We start from the raw sequence: 17,223 nt of genomic DNA on the forward strand, positions 1-17,223 counted from the left end.
GGCGGGTTCAGTCGACGCTCACCTCGTCGAAGACGGCGGTCGTCAGCGTCGCCGGGGCGCGGGAGCACACGACGAGGCCGGCGTAGTAGGGGGCGTCGCCGAAGTTCGGGATGGTCACCTCCGCGAGGGGCGTCCAGGTGGTGCCGTCGCCGGAGACAGCGGCGGCGAAGGTGGTGCCGGCGCGGATCAGGCGCAGCCACAGGGGGAGGGCTGGTGCGGTGGCGGTCCCGGTGAACGCGCTGGCGCCCGCCACCGTGGGGCGTGACATGAGCCGTGGGGTCGTCCCGCCGCTGAGGATCGCGCCCGCCGCCAGGTCGAACGGGGAGAGCGACTTCGTCATCAGCAGGCCGACGCGGTCGGCGGTCACGGCGCCGGAGCGGGAGAGGAGGCGGGCGGTGAGGGTGGCGTCGCCGCTGAGCGGCCGCCGGGCGAAGTGGCCGGTCATGCCCTGGTTGTTGACGGACAGGTCCGTTCCCGCGCCGCGCACGGTGAAGCGGCCGGCGTCGTGGGTGGTGTTGCCCGGGGTGCGGAGCGCCACCACGCCGAATGTGCCGAACTGGCGCTCGTCCACGACCAGGTCGCCGAGGTCCCCGGCGGCCCAGGGCGCTGGCGGCGGCGCGCCGACCGCGAGGGTGAGGCCGCCGGTGGTCGAGCCGCCGGCGTTGGCCGCCGTCACCGAGACGGTGAACTCGCCGGTCTGCTCGGGGACTCCGGAGATCAGCCCGGTGCTCCGGTCGAGACGCAGCCCCTCGGGCAGGCCGGCGGCGGAGAACCGTCCCGGGTGGTGGCTGGCCCGGAGGAGGTGCTGGAAGGGGACGCCCAGGGTGGCGTGGACGGCCTCGGGGCCGGTGAGCTCCGGGGCGCGCGGGGTGGGCATGGCGGCGCCGGCCGTCGTCGAACGCGGGCCGCTGCCGGCGAGGTTGGTCTTGGTGACGGCGTAGCGGTGGGTGCGTCCCGGCGTGCCCGTGGGGTCGGTGTGCCGGATGAGGGTGCCGAAGCCGACCGGGCCGACGCCGGTGGCGATCTCCCGGCCGTCGCGCAGCACGGTGTAGCGGGCGGCCGGGTCGGGATCACGCCAGCTGAGCTCGACGGCGTCGGGCCCGGTCGTGGCCGCCAGGTCGGTGGCGGTCGTGGCGGGGCGGGGCACGGACCAGCCCGCACCGCCGGGCGCGGTGAGGCGCACGTTGTCGAACGCCGCCGTGCCGGTCTCGGCGTGAGCGGCGTCGACGCCGAGGCAGGAGGAGAGGACGAGACCGGCGTGGAGGGTGCCGTCGAGGGCGGGCAGGCGGGCGGTGCCGACCTCGGTCCAGACGGCGCCGTCGGGCGAGATGGAGCCGGTGAAGCGGTGGCCGCGCCGCTCGACGCGCACCCAGTACGGCATCCGCATCCGGTAGCCGTCCCCGGCCCCCTCCACGTGGGGCGCGGCGAGCGGGGTCGCGGAGTCGGGCAGGGTGCCGAGCTCCGAGATCGGGAAGGCGGCGGCCGAGGTGATCGCCGCGAGCTGGGTGGGCGGCACCGGGGTGCTGCCGGTGCCTGAGGTCGGGCCGCCCGCCTCGGCGCGGGTGGTCCACACGCCGCTGAAGGTGTGCAGCGGCAGCCCCTGGATCAGCATCGCGGCCTGCGCGGCCCCCGCGTCCAGGGAGGCGCGCATCGCCACACCGACCTTTGAGTACTGGGAGCTGAGCGGCCACACGACGCGGGCGACCAGGACGCCGTCGCCGGCGAGCGGGAGGTGGACGAAGTGCGCCGCGTCCGCGGTGCCGCCGATGTCGGCACCGCCCGCCTCGACGGTGAAGCGTTCGCCGTCGAAGGCGGCGGTGCCGGGGCGGCGGACCTCGCCCACGTCGGTCGCGGCCCAGCGGCCCGGCAGCCCCGCCGTGGCGGCGATGACGGGCGAGTCGGGGCCGGTGCCGGAGGCGTTGCCGGCGGCGGCCGAGTAGTAGTAGGTGTGGCCCGCGCGGGCGGTGGTGTCGGTGTACGTCGGCTCGGTGAGGCCGTCGGCGAGCGTCTCGTAGGGCCCGGCGGGGGCGGTGGCGCGGTGCAGCGCGTAGCGGTCGGCGCCAACGGTCGGAAGCCAGGAGACGGTGACCGCCCGGCCCGCGGCGGGGGCGGTGTGGAGCCCGGCGGGGGCCGTGGGCGGGCCGGTCACCGGCACCGGCCCGGCACCGGCGTAGGTGAAGGTGCCGAAGGACGGCAGGTCGTCGTTGGAGCCCTCAACCCGGCTCGCGACCACCCGCGCCACGTAGGGCGTGGGCAGGCCGCGGACGCCGGCGTAGTGGGCGTGGAGCATCTCGTAGATAGGCGGGAGACTGCCCCTGACCCGGTCGGAGACGGTCTGCTTGAGGTACTTGCCGGTCCGGTCGAGGTCGGGGGTGAACGGCACGTCGTCGCCCAGGTTGTAGCGGGCCGCGTACTCGGCGTTGGCCAGGATGCGGTGGTCGGCGAAGCCGAAGAGGTCCACGCCCTGGTTCCAGGCGACCTGGGCGGCGTCGGCGAGGAGGCCGACGGCGAGCTGCTCGTGCCCCTGGTCGCGTCCCGACTCCTGGCCCTGGCCGGCGTCGGTCACGATGCGGCCCCGCACGCTGCCGTTGCCCGCTCCGGCGGCGGCGAAGCGCAGCGCGTCCTCGAAGAGGGTGCGGTCCTCGCAGAAGACGCCGATGGCGAGGACGGTCTGGACGGCGGTGAGGTCCCAGTTGCCGTTGGCGTAGAGCATGTAGCCGGAGACGGCCGGATACCAGACGCGCAGGAAGGACTCCTCGCAGCGGGCGAGGTCCGCCGCCGCCCAGCTGTCGTAGCCGCTGTGCCGCAGCAGCTCGGCGGCGTTGACGAACTTGAAGCACTGGAGCCCGGCGCCGAGCGGGCCGTCGGCCCCGGTGACGGCGGTGAGCGAGGCCGACCAGGCGTCGAGGATGTCGCGTGCCTTGTCGGCGTGGGCGCGCTCACCGGTGACGCACCACATAAGGGCGTTCTGGTAGGCGGCGGCCGAGTCGGCGACCGCCTGGGACATGAAGTTGGTGGGCCCGCGGCCCCAGGAGGTGATCTGCCCGGTGTTGGCGACGGGGTAGCTCGCCTGGGAGCGGGGGTGCGCGGCCAGCGCCTGGAAGCCCGCGTACTGCGGGGCGGACCGGGAGGCGACGGCCTCGCGCATCCGGGCGAGGTCGGCGGCGGTGTGCAGCAGGCCGGGGTGGGCGAAGCCGGAGGGCACCGTGCCGGCGCGCGCCGGGGCGGGCAGGGCGAGGCCGGTCGCGCCAGCGGCCAGCAGCAGGGAGGAGGCGGTCAGGAAGGTCCGCCGGGTGGGATGTGTGGTCACTGGCCCGCCGCCTCGGCGGTCGTGAGGAAGCGCAGGTTCCGGACGTGTTCGTTGACGAACATCGGCACACCGTCCGAGGCCAGGTACCAGTTCGGCTTGCCGGTGCTGTCGGCGATCACCCTGCCGTTGACGAGAAGGTTCTCGAAGGTGACGTCCTTGATGACGTGGTCCGCGTCGAGGCCGGCGATCAGCGAGAGGTCGGCGTTCGCGCCGGTGTAACTGAGATTCCTGAAGTAGACGTCCTCGATGCCGCGCCCTGGGGCGGTGTTCCACTTCGGGTTGTTGGTGATCCGCAGGTGGACGAGTTGGCCCTGCCGGAAGTCCTCCACCCGGATGTCGTCGAAGCGGACGTTCCGGACGAGGTTGCCGTCGCCGACCATGAAGGCGATGGCGCCCTGGTAGAGCACCTGGGGTTCCCGGTGGTCGAGGATGTCGATGTTCTCGTAGCGCAGGTTCTCCAGCACCTCGGGGGCGTCGGGGTCGGGGTTGCCGTGCACGCCGATGTTGATCGGGTGGGCGACGTCGGCCCAGAGCGTGCTGTTCCTGACGGTGATGTCGCGGGTGTCGCCGTAGAAGTCCCAGCGGTGGGTGTAGAGGGCGATGGAGTCGTCGGAGGTGCGCAGGAAGCAGTCGTCGACGGTGACGTTCTCGGAGCAATAGAGCTGGATGCCGTCGCCCCAGCCCTGGTGGCTGAAGGCGCGGAGGCTCCTGATGGTGAGGTTCCGGGATTCGGCGACCCTGACGTTCTCGTACCGGGGGTTGAGGATCGTGACGCCGTCGATGGTGACGTTTTCACAGTCGCGGACGAAGACCGCCCCGCCCGGCGTGTTGTAGATCACCCCGCGGCCGGTCAGCCGGGCGTTCTCCACCCCCTCGAAGACCACGGTCGAGGTGAGGACGGCGCCGGCGGCCAGGTGGACGGTGGTGCCGCTGGGCACCCGCAGCGTGCGGTCGGGGTGGGTGTGCAGGCCGGGACCGAAGTACATGACCCGGTGGTCGCCCTCGGCGGGCGGGTCCTGCTCGATCGGGTTGGCGAGCAGGTGCAGGCAGTCGAAGATCCTGTCGTCGACCTGCACGACGAGGTTGCGGGGCCGGTTCAGGGTGAATCGGGCGGTGCCGTCCAGCACCGCGGGCGTGATGCCGTACGAGAAGGGGCGGACACGGATGTTCTCGCCGCCGCCCCGGTTGTAGGTCACCTCGACCTCGACGGTGCCGGAGAAGTCGAAGGCGGCCATCGAGGAGCTCTGCGCCTGGTTGCCGCCGGTGACGGGGTCGATGAGGGCCAGCCTGACCAGGTGGACGGCGAGCGTCTGCCAGGTGCCGCCGAGGGGGCGCACCCTGACGGTGAAGGCGTTGTTGGTGGGGACGCTCGGGAGGGGCGGGTGGGCGATCACTCTGTCGCCGGCGGGTTCGGACTCCGTCGCGTTCGGCGCGGCGGCAGCCTGCGCGGTGCCGGCGAAGCCGGCGACGTAGCCGGCGACGGCGGTCGCGCCCACGGCCTGGAGGGCGGTGCGGCGGGAGGGCGAGGAGTTCATGGGGCATCCCTTAGAAAATGAAATCTAGTAACCGGTTTCTCAACCCTTGGTCAAGGGTGGCGACGTCGGGGGTGGACGGGGTGTTACGTGACGGCGTCGGCGGACGCCGGGACCGGGGCCCACGGGATCCGCACCCGCGAGCGGCCAGAGCCTCGGCGCACGGCGGGGCCCTGTCAAGGCTGCCGGCGGAGATTCGAAACTTCCGGACGGGCCGGAACCACGTCAACGCCCTCCGGCGAGGCGGCCGGAGGGCGTGAGGCACGGCAGGAGACGGCGGCCGTGTGGTGGTCGCGCGGTGGTGGCCGGGGCGACGGAGGTCGCGTGGTGATCGCCTACTGCCCCGGCGGCGGCTTCAGTTCGCTCGGCTGGACGATGACGAAGCCCTCGCCCTGGAGCGCGAGCTGCATGGCCTCGCCCGAGCCGCCGCGCAGCATCGAGCCGAAGCTCTGGCTCTGGTTGATCGACGTGTGCAGGTTGGCCGACCAGCCGACGACCGCGTCCGTGTCCACGTACACCGGGGCCTGGGCGGAGACCGGGATGATGACGGGCTCGCCGTCGGAGATCAGACCGATGCGGCCCTGGCCGGTGAAGAGGCAGTTGAACAGCCCGCCGCCCGTCATGCCGGCGCCGCCCACCATCTTGATCTCGTAGGAGAGGGTCGGGTCGAAACAGAGCACGTTGCGGCCGTTGATGGACAGCGCCTCGCCCGGCTGGTCGAGATCCATCACGAAGCAGTTCTGCGAGTTGTGCGCGAACCACACCTCGCCCTGGCCGCGCACGGCCATCAGCGGCAGGCCCTCGCCGGTGACGGCGCGGCGCAGGAAGTTGCCCACACCCTGGGACTTCACCTCGAACTGCAGATTGCCGCGAAAGGCCACCATCGAGCCCTGACGGGCGTGGCACTCGCCGTTGACCACGTACTTGATGGCCTTGGCGTGCTGAAGGGACATGCCAGGCGCGGTGGGCGGCTGGGCCTGGTATTCGGGTTTGAAAAGGTCACTACGCACGCCGCACAGCATAGACATTCGGTCAATGCGAGCAGAAGGCGGGAGAAGGGACGGAATTTTTGGTCGCTTTCCGTAGTCGGGCGAGGTGAAATCTCGATCTGTCGAATTTCCCGGGAATTTGGCTACGCTGACCGGCGCCAACTGACGACGAGGGGGAAGGGGCCGGGGCAACCATGGCTCTGGAGAAGACATTCCGTGCCGTGACCGTCGGCGACGGGGGAGACGGGCGGTGGGCGGCGGCGGCCGGGGCCGCGTGGCCCGAGGCCGAGAAGTGGCTGACCGACGAGGGGCGGACGGCGGCCGGCGCCGACGAGGCGCGGCGGCTGTTCGACACGCGACTGCCGGAGCTCGTCCCGGTGTTGGAGCGGCTGGCCGCCCAACTCGACCGGGGTCGGCTCGGTGAGACGTTCCTCACCCAGGCCGCGTTCCGGCCGTTCTTCGCCGGCTGCACGCAGGCCGCGTTCGACGGGGTCCTGCTGCGGAACTACGACTTCCCGCCGGACGAGGTCGAGGGCACCTTCGTCAGCTCGAACTTCCTGCGCCCGGTGATCGGTTCGCAGGACGGGATGTGGGGGCTGCTCGACGGGATGAACGACGCGGGCCTCGCGGTCTCGCTGACCTTCGGCGGGCGGCTGGTGCACGGTCCTGGCTTCGCCGTGCTGATCGTGGTCCGCTACCTGCTGGAGACCTGCGACACGGTGGACGAGGCCCTCGCGGCCCTGCGCCGGACGCCGGTGGCGCTGGCGCAGAACCTGACGCTGGTCGACCGCGAGCGGGCGGTGACCGTGCACCTCGGGCCCGACATCGAGCCGACCGAGGCGGAGGGCGGGGCGCTCGCCTGCGCCGCCAACCATCAGCACCTGCCGGTCTCCGCCGAGCAGGAGCGGGCGTCCAACACCGGGGAGCGGCTCGCGACCGTGCGGGCCGCGGCCGAGCGCGGGGATCCGGGGCCGGTGCGGAGCGCGTTGCTGCGTCCGCCGCTCTACCGGCACGGCCACAAGGACGCCGGCGGCACGGTCTACACGGCGGATTACCGGCCGGCGGAGGGGCGGGTGACGTACCTCTGGCCCGGCGAGGAGCCGTGGGAACTGTCGTTCGACGCCTTCGAGGAGGGGAGCAGGACGGTCACCCTGGGGCGGCGGTCGTAGGCAGGCCCTGGACGGCGCTTCCCTCCTCCGTCGCTCGCCGGGTTGTGAGCACGACGGGGCGCGACGGAGGAGGGAGGTTCCGGCCGGCGTGGCGGGGCGTCGTCCGGACGTGGGGTCCGTTCGACGGTGGGGGCGTTCCCGTCAGCCGCCGGAGTCGTGGGGGGATGAGCTCGGGATCAGCAGCCGTTCAGTATGGAGGTGAGCGCGCTCTTCTCGGCCGAGTCGACGGACAGGCCGTAGTAGTACTTCACCTGTACCCAGGCGCGGGCGTAGACACAGCGGTAGCTGCTGAGCGGCGGCATCCACTGGGCCGGATCCTGGTCGCCCTTCGACTGGTTGACGTTGTCCGTGACGGCGATGAGCTGCGGCCGGGTCAGGTCGTTGGCGAACGCCTGGCGGCGGGAGGTGGTCCAGGAGTCGGCGCCGGAGTCCCAGGCCTCGGCGAGCGGGACCAGGTGGTCGATGTCCACGTCGGAGGCGGCGGTCCAGGTGGCGCCGTCGTAGACGGAGTACCAACGGCCGCTGGTGGCGGCGCAGCTGGAGTCGGTCACGACGTTGGTGCCGTCCCGCTGGAGGACGACCTCGCGGGTGTTGCAGGAGCCGCTCTGGGTGATCCAGTGGGGGAACAGGTCCCGGTTGTAGCCGGTGCGGTCCTCGGTGGCGACGGTGAGGGAGGCGAGGTAGGAGCGGGCGGTGGCCGCGCTGACCGGGGTGGGGAGGGCGGCCTGCGCGGAGGGGCCGCTGAACAGGGCGGCGATGGATATCAGGCCGGTGAGGGCGGCTATCAGGCCAAGGCGTCGACGCGCGTAGACCGAGCCGGCGCGGATCGAGCTGCGTATGTGGGGCAACGCGAACTCCCTGATCGTGGGGGCGGGTTCGGCTCCGTGGAGCCGTGTGGTAACGCGAGGGACATGCTGTCGGTTGAACGTTTCTGCGTGGCGTGCTTCAGGTAACGACTCGGCAAAGACGTGTACGCGTCACGCGCCGTCAGGTCCCGTGGCGCGGTGGGGAGCCGGCCATACTGGGGCGTATGAGCAGAACCAGGGGCCCAAACATCAGAGAGCATGGTTACGCGGTCACGGTGCGCTGGGCCGGCAACACGGGCGAGGGCACGGCGGGATACCGGTCGTACTCGCGCGACACCGAGATCACGGCGGCCGGCAAGCCGACGATGATCGTGGCCAGCGCCGACAGGACCTTCGTCGGCGACCCCGAGCGGTGGAACCCCGAGGAGATGCTGGTCGCCGCGCTCTCCCAGTGCCACATGCTGAGCTACCTGGCGCTCTGCGCGCTCAAGGGCGTGGTGGTGACGGGCTACGAGGACGTGGCCCGCGGCACGATGGAGGAGGGCGCGGGCATCGCGGGACACTTCACGGACGTCGTGCTCGCCCCGGTGGTCACGGTGGCCGAGGAGTCCATGGTGCCGGCCGCCACCGAGCTCCACGAGGACGCGCACCGGGCCTGCTTCATCGCCAACTCGGTCAACTTCCCGGTCCGCCACACCCCGGAGATCCGCGTCCGCGGGTGACCTGGGGGACGGGCGAGGGTCAGCCGGTGAACAACTGGGTGGCCTTGCGGACGAGTTCGACGAGGCCGTAGGTCAGGGGGACACCGACCCAGAGCCAGGTGACGAGGAGCAGGGCGCGGCGGTTCACCGGGTGGCCTCCTTCGGTTCCGGGGCGGCTTCGGGCGCCGGCTGCGGCTCGTGGTGCCTGGCGGCCACCGGGCGGACCAGTTCGTTGGCGACGAAGCCGATCACCAGCAGGACGATCATGACGACGAAGGACAGGGTGTAGAGGTCGGGCCCGGTCCTGCCGGCCGACTCCTGGCTGTCGGCGATGGCGTTGACGATCAGCGGGCCGAGGACGCCGGCCACCGACCAGGCGGTGAGCAGCCGGCCGTGGATGGCGCCGACCTGGTAGGTGCCGAAGAGGTCGCGCAGGTAGGCCGGGATGGTCGCGAAGCCGCCGCCGTAGAAGGAGAGCAGCAGCAGCGCGGCGACGACGAAGACCGGCGTGGCGGCGTCGCCGGCCAGCGCCAGGGTGAGGTAGAGCAGCGCGCCGACGCCCAGGTAGAGGCGGTAGATGTTCTTGCGGCCGACCAGGTCCGAGGTGGAGGACCAGGCGATCCGGCCCGACATGTTGGCGAGCGAGAGCAGGGCGACGAAGCCGGCCGCGGCGGCGGCCGAGACGGGCGCGTCGGTGTCGGCGAAGAAGTCCTGGATCATCGGCGCGGCCTTCTCCAGGATGCCGATGCCGGCGGTCACGTTGCAGCACAGCACCACCCACAGGCACCAGAACTGGGGCGTGCGGAGCGCGGTGCTCGCCGAGACGCGGATGGCGGCGGTGCCGGCGCTCGCCCTGGCCATCGCGGCCGCGGAGGGCGAGGGGTCGGCCGGTACCCGCACCAGCCAGACGCCGAGCGACATGAACACGGCGTAGACCACGCCGTGCACGGCGAAGGCGGTGGCGATGCCGTCGGTGTCGCTGCCGAAGGCGTCGAGCATCTCGCTCGACCAGGGCGAGGCGATCAGCGCGCCACCGCCGAAGCCCATGATGGCGATGCCGGTGGCCATGCCGGGACGGTCGGGGAACCACTTGATCAGCGTCGAGACCGGCGAGATGTAGCCGATGCCGAGGCCGACGCCGCCGACGCAGCCGTAGCCGAGGACCACGAGCCAGAACTGCTCGGTCAGCACGCCGAGGGCGGAGATCAGGAAGCCGGACGAGAAGCAGACGGTGGAGACGAACATCGCCCAGCGGGGGCCGTTGCGCTCCACCAGGGTGCCGCCGAAGGCGGCGGACAGGCCGAGCATCACGATGCCGAGCTGGAACGGCAGCGCGCTCTGCGTGCCGCTCAGGCCCAGCGCCTCCTCGAGCGGCGGTTTGAAGACGCTCCACGCGTACGCCTGTCCGATGGCCAGGTGCACGGAGAGAGCCGCCGGCGGCACCAGCCATCGGTTCCAGCCGGCCGGCGCGACGATCCGGGAGCGGTCCAGCCAGCCTCCGGCCATGGGGGGTGTACCTCCGGTGGGTGAGCGGCGAGGGGCCACCGAACGTAGTTGAACCGTCGACCAGTGGGGGCGGGGTGTGCGGTGGAGGTTGCCTGGAGGATGTGCCGAAACGGTGTCCCTGCGGGGGCGCAGCGGGGCGGCCGCGGCGCGGCCGCCGCGAGCCGCGTCGCCGCGCGGCGGTACGGCCCCGGCCTTCGGCCGGTGGTGGCGCGCCGGGGCGCCGGGTAAGGGCAGCGGCCGGACCCCGGGGGAGAGATGTGGCCGTGCCGGCCACGCCCTCCGTGCCGGCCGGCGGGTCGCCTCGGCGCCTGCGGCGCGTGCCGGTCGCGTGGCCGGTCGCCGCTCCGGCCTGCGGCCGGGTGTGGCTTTCCGGCGCGCGTGCGGAGCCACCGCCGGCGCGGCCGCGCCGGGGCTCGGCGGGCGGCCGGCCAGCGGCCGGCGTGGCTTGGCCGCGCGCCAGCGTCACCGTGGTGGGCGCGTACTCTTGAGGTTTGTCCGGCGGCGCCGTGGGGCCCGTCGGGTGGACCCGGCCGGAGGATCCGTGTCGGGGCCTTCGTGGTGCCCGCGTGCGCGTGGCACGCGAGGGAGCTCAGCCCACTGGATGCCAAGCCGTGGCTTGGTCGCGGATACGGAAGCGTGCCTGATGTCTCTTGCCGGTCTGCTCGACGCCGTACGTCATGACCCCGCCCTCGACGAGGCGGTCGCCGCCGCCGCCGACGGGCGGCGGCGGCACGTGGACCTGGTCGGCCCGCCCGCGGCGCGGCCGCTCGCCGTCGCGGCGCTGGCCGGCGCGGGGCGCACCGTGCTGGCGGTGACGGCGACCGGCCGCGAGGCCGAGGACCTGGCCGCCGCACTGCGCTCGCTGCTGCCCGCGCCCGACGCCGTCGTGGAGTTCCCGGCCTGGGAGACCCTGCCGCACGAGCGGCTCTCGCCGCGCGCCGACACCGTCGGCCGGCGGCTCGCCGTGCTGCGCCGGCTCGCGCACCCGCGCGCCGACGACCCGGGCACCGGCCCGGTCTCCGTGGTCGTGGCCCCGATCCGCGCCGTGCTGCAGCCGCAGGTCAAGGGGCTCGGCGACCTGGAGCCGGTGAGCCTGCGGGCCGGCGTCACCGCCGACCTCGGCCAGGTCACCGAGGCGCTGGCGGCCGCCGCCTACTCCCGGGTCGAGCTGGTCGAGAAGCGCGGCGAGTTCGCGGTGCGCGGCGGCATCCTCGACGTGTTCCCGCCCACCGAGGAGCACCCGCTGCGGGTGGAGTTCTGGGGCGACGACGTCGAGGAGATCCGCTACTTCAAGGTCGCCGACCAGCGGTCCCTGGAGGTCGCCGAGCACGGCCTGTGGGCGCCCCCGTGCCGTGAGCTGCTGCTCACGGCGGAGGTGCGGGAGCGCGCCGCCCAGCTGGCACGTGAGCACCCCGAGCTCGACGAGCTGCTCGGGAAGATCGCCGAGGGCATCGCGGTCGACGGCATGGAGTCGCTGGCGCCCGTCCTCGTCGACGACATGGAGCTGCTGATCGACGTGCTGCCGGCCGGCGCGATGACCGTGGTCTGCGACCCGGAGCGGGTCAGGACCAGGGCCGCCGACCTGGTCGCCACCAGCCAGGAGTTCCTCCAGGCGTCCTGGGCGGCCGCCGCCATGTCCGACACCGGCGAGGCGCCCATCGACGTCGGCGCCGCCTCGCTGCGCGGCCTCGCCGAGGTGCGGGAGCGCGCCGCCGAGCTCGACATGCCCTGGTGGTCGGTCTCGCCGTTCTCGCAGGCGTCGGGCGACGAGTCCCTCGCCGAGGGCGACGACGTGCTGCGGCTCGGCCTGCGGGCCGCCGAGAGCTACCGGGGCGACACGGCGCGCGCCCTGGCCGACACCAAGGGCTGGCTGGCCGACGGCTGGCGGGTGGTCTACCTCACCGAGGGGCAGGGCCCGGCCAGCCGCACCGTCGAGGTGCTGGGCGGCGAGGGCATCGCGGCCCGGCTGGTGCCGGCGCTGACGGAGGAGCCGGCGCCGTCCGTGGTCCAGGTCTCCTGCGGGGCGGTCGAGCACGGCTTCCTGGCGCCCGGGTTGCGTCTCGCGGTGCTCACCGAGACCGACCTCACCGGGCAGAAGACGGCGGGCCGCGACGGTACCCGGATGCCGGCCCGCCGCCGCAAGACGCTCGACCCGCTGACGCTGACCGCCGGCGACTACATCGTGCACGAGCAACACGGCGTGGGCCGCTACGTCGAGATGGTGCAGCGCACCGTGCAGGGGGCGACCCGCGAGTACCTGCTGGTCGAGTACGCGCCGGCCAAGCGCGGCCAGCCCGGCGACCGGCTGTTCGTGCCGACCGACCAGCTCGACCTCGTCACCAAGTACGTGGGCGGCGAGGCGCCGTCCCTGCACCGGCTCGGCGGCGCCGACTGGACCAAGACCAAGGCACGGGCCCGCAAGGCCGTCAAGGAGATCGCCGCCGACCTGATCAAGCTCTACTCGGCGCGGATGGCGGCCCCCGGGCACGCCTTCGGCCCCGACACGCCGTGGCAGCGGGAGCTGGAGGACGCGTTCCCCTACGCCGAGACGCCCGACCAGCTGACCACCATCGGCGAGGTCAAGGACGACATGGAGAAGTCCGTCCCGATGGACCGGCTGATCTGTGGCGACGTCGGCTACGGCAAGACCGAGATCGCGGTGCGCGCCGCGTTCAAGGCCGTGCAGGACGGCAAGCAGGTGGCGGTGCTGGTGCCGACCACGCTGCTGGTGCAGCAGCACTTCGGCACGTTCTCGGAGCGCTATGCGCAGTTTCCGGTCAACGTGCGCCCGCTCTCCCGCTTCCAGACCGACACGGAGGCCAGGGCGGTGCTCGAGGGGCTGCGCGACGGCTCGGTCGACGTCGTCATCGGCACCCACCGACTGTTCTCGTCCGAGGTGAAGTTCAAGGACCTCGGCCTGGTGATCGTCGACGAGGAGCAGCGGTTCGGCGTCGAGCACAAGGAGCAGCTGAAGAAGCTGCGGGCCAACGTGGACGTGCTGACGATGTCCGCCACGCCGATCCCGCGCACGCTGGAGATGGCCGTGACGGGCATCCGCGAGATGTCCACCATCACCACGCCGCCCGAGGAGCGCCACCCGGTGCTGACGTTCGTCGGCGCCTACGAGGAGCGGCAGATCGGCGCCGCGATCCGGCGCGAACTGCTGCGCGAGGGCCAGGTGTTCTACATCCACAACCGGGTGGAGTCCATCGACCGGGTGGCCGCCAGGCTGCGCGCCATCGTGCCCGAGGCGCGGATCGCCACCGCCCACGGGCAGATGGGCGAGTCGGCGCTCGAGCAGGTGGTGGTGGACTTCTGGGAGAAGAAGTTCGACGTGCTGGTGTCGACGACGATCGTCGAGTCCGGCATCGACATCTCCAACGCCAACACCCTGATCGTGGAGCGCGGCGACACCTTCGGCCTCTCCCAACTCCACCAGCTGCGCGGCCGGGTCGGCCGGGGCAGGGAGCGCGGCTACGCGTACTTCCTCTACCCGCCGGAGAAGCCGCTGACGGAGACCGCGCACGAGCGGCTCGCCACCATCGCCCAGCACACCGAGATGGGCGCCGGCATGTACGTGGCGATGAAGGACCTGGAGATCCGCGGCGCGGGCAACCTGCTGGGCGGCGAGCAGTCCGGGCACATCGCGGGCGTCGGCTTCGACCTGTACGTGCGGATGGTCGGCGAGGCGGTGGCCGACTACCGGGCGACGCTGGAGGCCGGAGGGGCGGCCGAGCCGGCCGAGGAGCTGCTCGAGGTGAAGATCGAGCTGCCCGTGGACGCGCACGTGCCGCACGACTACGCGCCGGGCGAGCGGCTGCGGCTCCAGGCGTACCGGTCGATCGCGGCGGCCAACACGGAGGAGGACATCCGGGCCGTCAGGGAGGAGTTGACCGACCGGTACGGGCCGTTGCCGGAGGCGACCGAGAACCTGCTGCTGGTGGCCGGTCTGCGGATGCTGGCCCGCTCCTGCGGCGTGACGGACATCACGCTTCAGGGCAGCCGGATCCGGTTCTCCCCGGTCGAGTTGCGGGAGTCGCAGGAGCTGCGGCTGAACCGGGTCTACCCGGGCTCCGTCGTCAAGCGGGCCACCCGCCAGGTGCTGGTGCCGCGGCCGACCACGGCGCGGATCGGCGGAAAGCCGCTGGCCGGGCGTGAACTGCTGGCGTGGACCGGGGAGTTCCTGACCACCATCCCCGGTTCCTGAGCGGCGGGCGGGGAGAGTGGGTGAGGAAGGCCGAATCGGCCCCCTCACAAGGGAGTTGAGGTAATACGATCACCTACCGACCCGTGACGCACTGTCCATCACCGTTCGGAGTTCCATGACCTCCCCAGCCCCGCTGATGCCCGACGGCACCCCCTGGCCGCCGCGCGCCGGCGCTCCGGCCAGCCATGTCCCCATGTACGGGCCCGAGTTCGACAACGACCCGGTCGGCTTCTACCGGAACCTGAGAGAGAAGTACGGGCCGGTGGTGCCGGTCGAGGTGGACGAGCGCGGTGGCTTCCAGGGCTGGCTCGTGCTGGGCCACCGCGAACAGGTCGAGGTCCTCAACAACCGGTCGGGCGTGTACACGCACGACTCCCGCTGGTGGCGCGACCAGGTCGAGGGCCGGGTGCCCGACCACCCGCTCGTGCAGCAGACCGAGCGCCGCCGCAACATGTTCTCCGCCGACGGCGTCGAGCACCGGCGGCTGCGGGCGCCGGTCGAGCAGGCGCTCGCCGGGCTGCACCCCGAGCACACGCGGGGCTATGTCGACCACCTCGCCGACCAGTTGATCGACGCGTTCCCGGCCTTCGGGCCCGTCGACGTCGTCAACTGGTACGCGCAGCCGCTGCCGATGCTGGTGATGATGGGCCTGCTCGGCCTGCCGGAGGAGCGGGCGACCGCCGTCTCCCAGACCGTGCTCGAGATCGTCCAGGCGGGCCCCGGCGCGGCCGCCGCCGCGCGGCGCCTGGACGAGCTGATGCGGGAGCAGGTCGAGGAGAAGCTGAAGGCGCCGGGCGCCGACCTGACCTCCTGGCTGATCGCGCAGTACGGCACCGGCGTCTTCGACCCCGACGAGGTCGCCGACCAGGTGCGGGTGCTGCTCCAGGGCGGTCTTGGCCCCACCTCGGCGTGGATCGCGAGCACGCTGCTGCGGCTGGTCACGGACGACCGGCTGCGCGGCGACGTGGAGTCCGGCGTCGTCACCGTGGCCGAGGCGGCCAACCGCGTGCTGTGGGACGACCCGCCGGTCCACAACGTCTTCATGAACTGGGCTACCGGCCCCACCACGTTGGGGCAGTACGAGATCGGCGCCGGCGACCTGGTGATCGTCTCGATGGCCGCCTCCGGACTCGACCCGGCGGTGCGGCCGGTGGAGGAGGAGGCGCTGCGCGCCAGCCGGGCCCACCTGGCGTGGGGCGCGGGACCGCACGCCTGCCCGTCGCAGGAACTCGGCACGCTGATCGTGGACTGCGCGGTCCGGCGGCTGCTGCACCGGCTGCCGGCGCTGCGGCTCGCGATCGACGAGCGCGACCTGGCGTGGGGCCCGAGCTACGTGGTCCGGATGCCGGTCGAGCTGCCGCTGATGTCGCCGACCCGCGTGCCGGCCGACACCACGGCCGAACCGCCGGCCTTCATGCCGGTCCCCGGCGCCGCCGTCGACCCGACCGCGCCCCCGCCGCCCCCCGGCGACCCCCGCCGCGGCCAACCGGGCCGCTGGCGCGCCCTCTCGACGTGGTTCCTCCGGAAGTAGCCAGTTCGGCCTGCCGGCCGCCGGTCCGAAGGGGCCGTCGGCCGGCCGGGCCTTGCGCGCTCGCGCGCGGCGGGCGGAGCCGAAGGGGACCCGTGCGGCTGGCCGCCGACCGTCTGACGACGTGGGCGTCGCCGAGTGCCACGAGCCCGCTCGGCCTGCCGGCCGCCGGTCCGAAGGGGCCGTCGGCCGGCCGGGCCTTGCGCGCTCGCGCGCGGCGGGCGCGACCGTTGCGGCTGCCCGCCGAGCGCCACGAGTCGGGCCGTGGGCGCCCCCTGCCGGCAGGCCCGGTCGCTGGGCAGCTCAGGGCCCTGCGGCCGAGTGCGCATCCGGGCCGCCGCCGGCCGTGCGCCCGGTGCCGGATCGACGGTCCTTCGGACCGGTGGGGTGGCCTGCGTCCGTCCCCAACCGTTCCGGGCATCGGTCCTTCGGACCGATGGGGGCGCAGGCCCGGGTCGCTTGGCGCCCCGGCGGCTGTGGCCCGTCGAACCGTGCGGTGCCGCCGGCCAGCTGTTCCTTCGGGCCGGTGGGCCGCAGGCCGGCCGCGGCCGCCCGGCGATTGGCGTCCGACGTGAACTACCGTTCCGGGGCGTCGGTCCTTCGGACCGGTACGCCGGCAGGCGGGTCCGGTTCCCAGGTGAGGAGGCGGACCTTCGCCACGGTGCGGACGTGGCGGCGCATGGCGCTGGCCGCCGCCTTGGGGTGGCCGGACTCGATCGCCTCCAGGATCGCCCGGTGCTGGGCCAACGAGCGGGCCGGCCGGCCCGGTTGGCGCAGGGACTCGGTGCGGCTCTCCGCGATCTGCTCCGCTATGGACCGCATGAACTCGGCCAGCAGCCCGCTGTGCGCCGCCGCCGTGACCGCCGCGTGGAAGCGGCGGTCGCCCTCCACGCCGTCCCCGCCCGCGCCGATCTCCTCGGACATGTGGGCGAGCGCCGCCCGCAGCGCCGCCAGGTCCTCGGCCGTGCGCCGCTCGGCGGCCAGCTCCGCCAGCTTGGTCTCCAGCGCCTCCCGCGCCTCCAGCACGTCCGGCAGCCGGCGCCGGCGCTCGACGAGGCGCTCCACCGGCTCGGCGTCCAGGCTGTCCCGCCGCAGGTAGGTGCCGCCGCCGTGCCTGACCTCGACCAGGCCCTGCACCTCAAGCACCACGATCGCCTGTCTGACCGACGCCCGGCTCACCCCGAGCCGCTGCGCGAGGTCACGCTCCGCCGGCAGCCGGTCCCCGGCCGCCAGGCCGGCCTCGCCGACGTAGCTCCGGAGCCGGTCGACGACCTGCTCGTACAGACGCGGCCTGGACATCGGCCGTAGTGCCTCGGACATCGCTGGCCCCTCCCACCGGCTGAATCGCAGGGTAGCACCGGGCCGACCGCGCCGAGAGGCCAAGTGGCTGGACCAATTTCGTCGAGAGCCTTGACGGTGCTTTCCAGCCGCTCCACTGTGGTTCAGCCACTCGGCCAATGGCGGCCGCAGCTGAA

10 protein-coding genes are annotated in these 17,223 nt (G+C 73.2%); 4 read left to right on the forward strand and 6 right to left on the reverse strand.

Annotated elements, in window-relative coordinates; genetic code table 11:
* Positions 1–7 precede the first annotated feature (7 nt).
* The 3 genes from ACFWI8_RS26585 to ACFWI8_RS26595 form a co-directional block, all read right to left on the reverse strand.
* Entirely contained in the window at positions 8–3,310 is a 3,303-nt protein-coding gene (locus ACFWI8_RS26585) for an alginate lyase family protein (protein WP_387096301.1), read from the reverse strand.
* Positions 3,307–4,845, reverse strand: coding sequence for a glycosyl hydrolase family 28 protein (locus tag ACFWI8_RS26590; RefSeq protein ID WP_387096304.1), 1,539 nt, complete (start codon positions 4,843–4,845; stop codon positions 3,307–3,309). Before ACFWI8_RS26590 ends, ACFWI8_RS26585 begins: the two co-directional genes overlap by 4 nt.
* 332 nt (positions 4,846–5,177) lie before the next feature.
* On the reverse strand, positions 5,178–5,852 hold the full coding sequence (locus ACFWI8_RS26595) for an AIM24 family protein (RefSeq protein WP_387096307.1): 675 nt from the start codon (positions 5,850–5,852) through the stop codon (positions 5,178–5,180).
* 173 nt (positions 5,853–6,025) lie between these two features.
* Between ACFWI8_RS26595 and ACFWI8_RS26600 the strand changes: the two genes are divergently transcribed.
* Positions 6,026–7,000 carry a C45 family autoproteolytic acyltransferase/hydolase gene (locus ACFWI8_RS26600; protein ID WP_387096309.1) on the forward strand — a complete coding sequence of 325 codons (975 nt, stop codon included), beginning with the start codon at positions 6,026–6,028 and terminating at the stop codon, positions 6,998–7,000.
* Positions 7,001–7,176: 176 nt separating this feature from the next.
* Here the strand turns inward: ACFWI8_RS26600 and ACFWI8_RS26605 are convergent, their stop codons facing one another.
* On the reverse strand, positions 7,177–7,839 hold the full coding sequence (locus tag ACFWI8_RS26605; RefSeq protein ID WP_387096365.1) for an HNH endonuclease family protein: 663 nt from the start codon (positions 7,837–7,839) through the stop codon (positions 7,177–7,179).
* A 191-nt stretch (positions 7,840–8,030) separates the two neighbouring features.
* Between ACFWI8_RS26605 and ACFWI8_RS26610 the strand changes: the two genes are divergently transcribed.
* Positions 8,031–8,528: an OsmC family protein gene (locus ACFWI8_RS26610; protein WP_387096312.1), complete on the forward strand. Its 498-nt coding sequence runs from the start codon at positions 8,031–8,033 to the stop codon at positions 8,526–8,528.
* A 123-nt stretch (positions 8,529–8,651) separates the two neighbouring features.
* Here the strand turns inward: ACFWI8_RS26610 and ACFWI8_RS26615 are convergent, their stop codons facing one another.
* The gene (locus ACFWI8_RS26615) at positions 8,652–10,013 is read right to left on the reverse strand and encodes an OFA family MFS transporter (RefSeq protein WP_387096315.1); all 1,362 of its coding nucleotides are present in this window, start codon (positions 10,011–10,013) and stop codon (positions 8,652–8,654) included.
* A gap of 643 nt (positions 10,014–10,656) precedes the next feature.
* Here ACFWI8_RS26615 and mfd point away from each other — a divergent pair.
* Together mfd and ACFWI8_RS26625 are read left to right on the forward strand one after the other, a co-directional pair.
* The gene (gene mfd / locus ACFWI8_RS26620) at positions 10,657–14,220 is read left to right on the forward strand and encodes a transcription-repair coupling factor (RefSeq protein ID WP_387096317.1); all 3,564 of its coding nucleotides are present in this window, start codon (positions 10,657–10,659) and stop codon (positions 14,218–14,220) included.
* Positions 14,221–14,335: 115 nt separating this feature from the next.
* The gene (locus ACFWI8_RS26625) at positions 14,336–15,751 is read left to right on the forward strand and encodes a hypothetical protein (protein WP_387096319.1); all 1,416 of its coding nucleotides are present in this window, start codon (positions 14,336–14,338) and stop codon (positions 15,749–15,751) included.
* A 573-nt stretch (positions 15,752–16,324) separates the two neighbouring features.
* Here ACFWI8_RS26625 and ACFWI8_RS26630 read toward each other — a convergent pair.
* Complete coding sequence (locus ACFWI8_RS26630; RefSeq protein ID WP_387096322.1) at positions 16,325–17,068, reverse strand: FadR/GntR family transcriptional regulator; 744 nt, start codon at positions 17,066–17,068, stop codon at positions 16,325–16,327.
* Positions 17,069–17,223: the final 155 nt, after the last annotated feature.

It is taken from the genome of Streptomyces sp. NPDC127098 (genome assembly GCF_042722465.1).
Lineage (GTDB): Bacteria > Actinomycetota > Actinomycetes > Streptomycetales > Streptomycetaceae > Streptomyces > Streptomyces millisiae.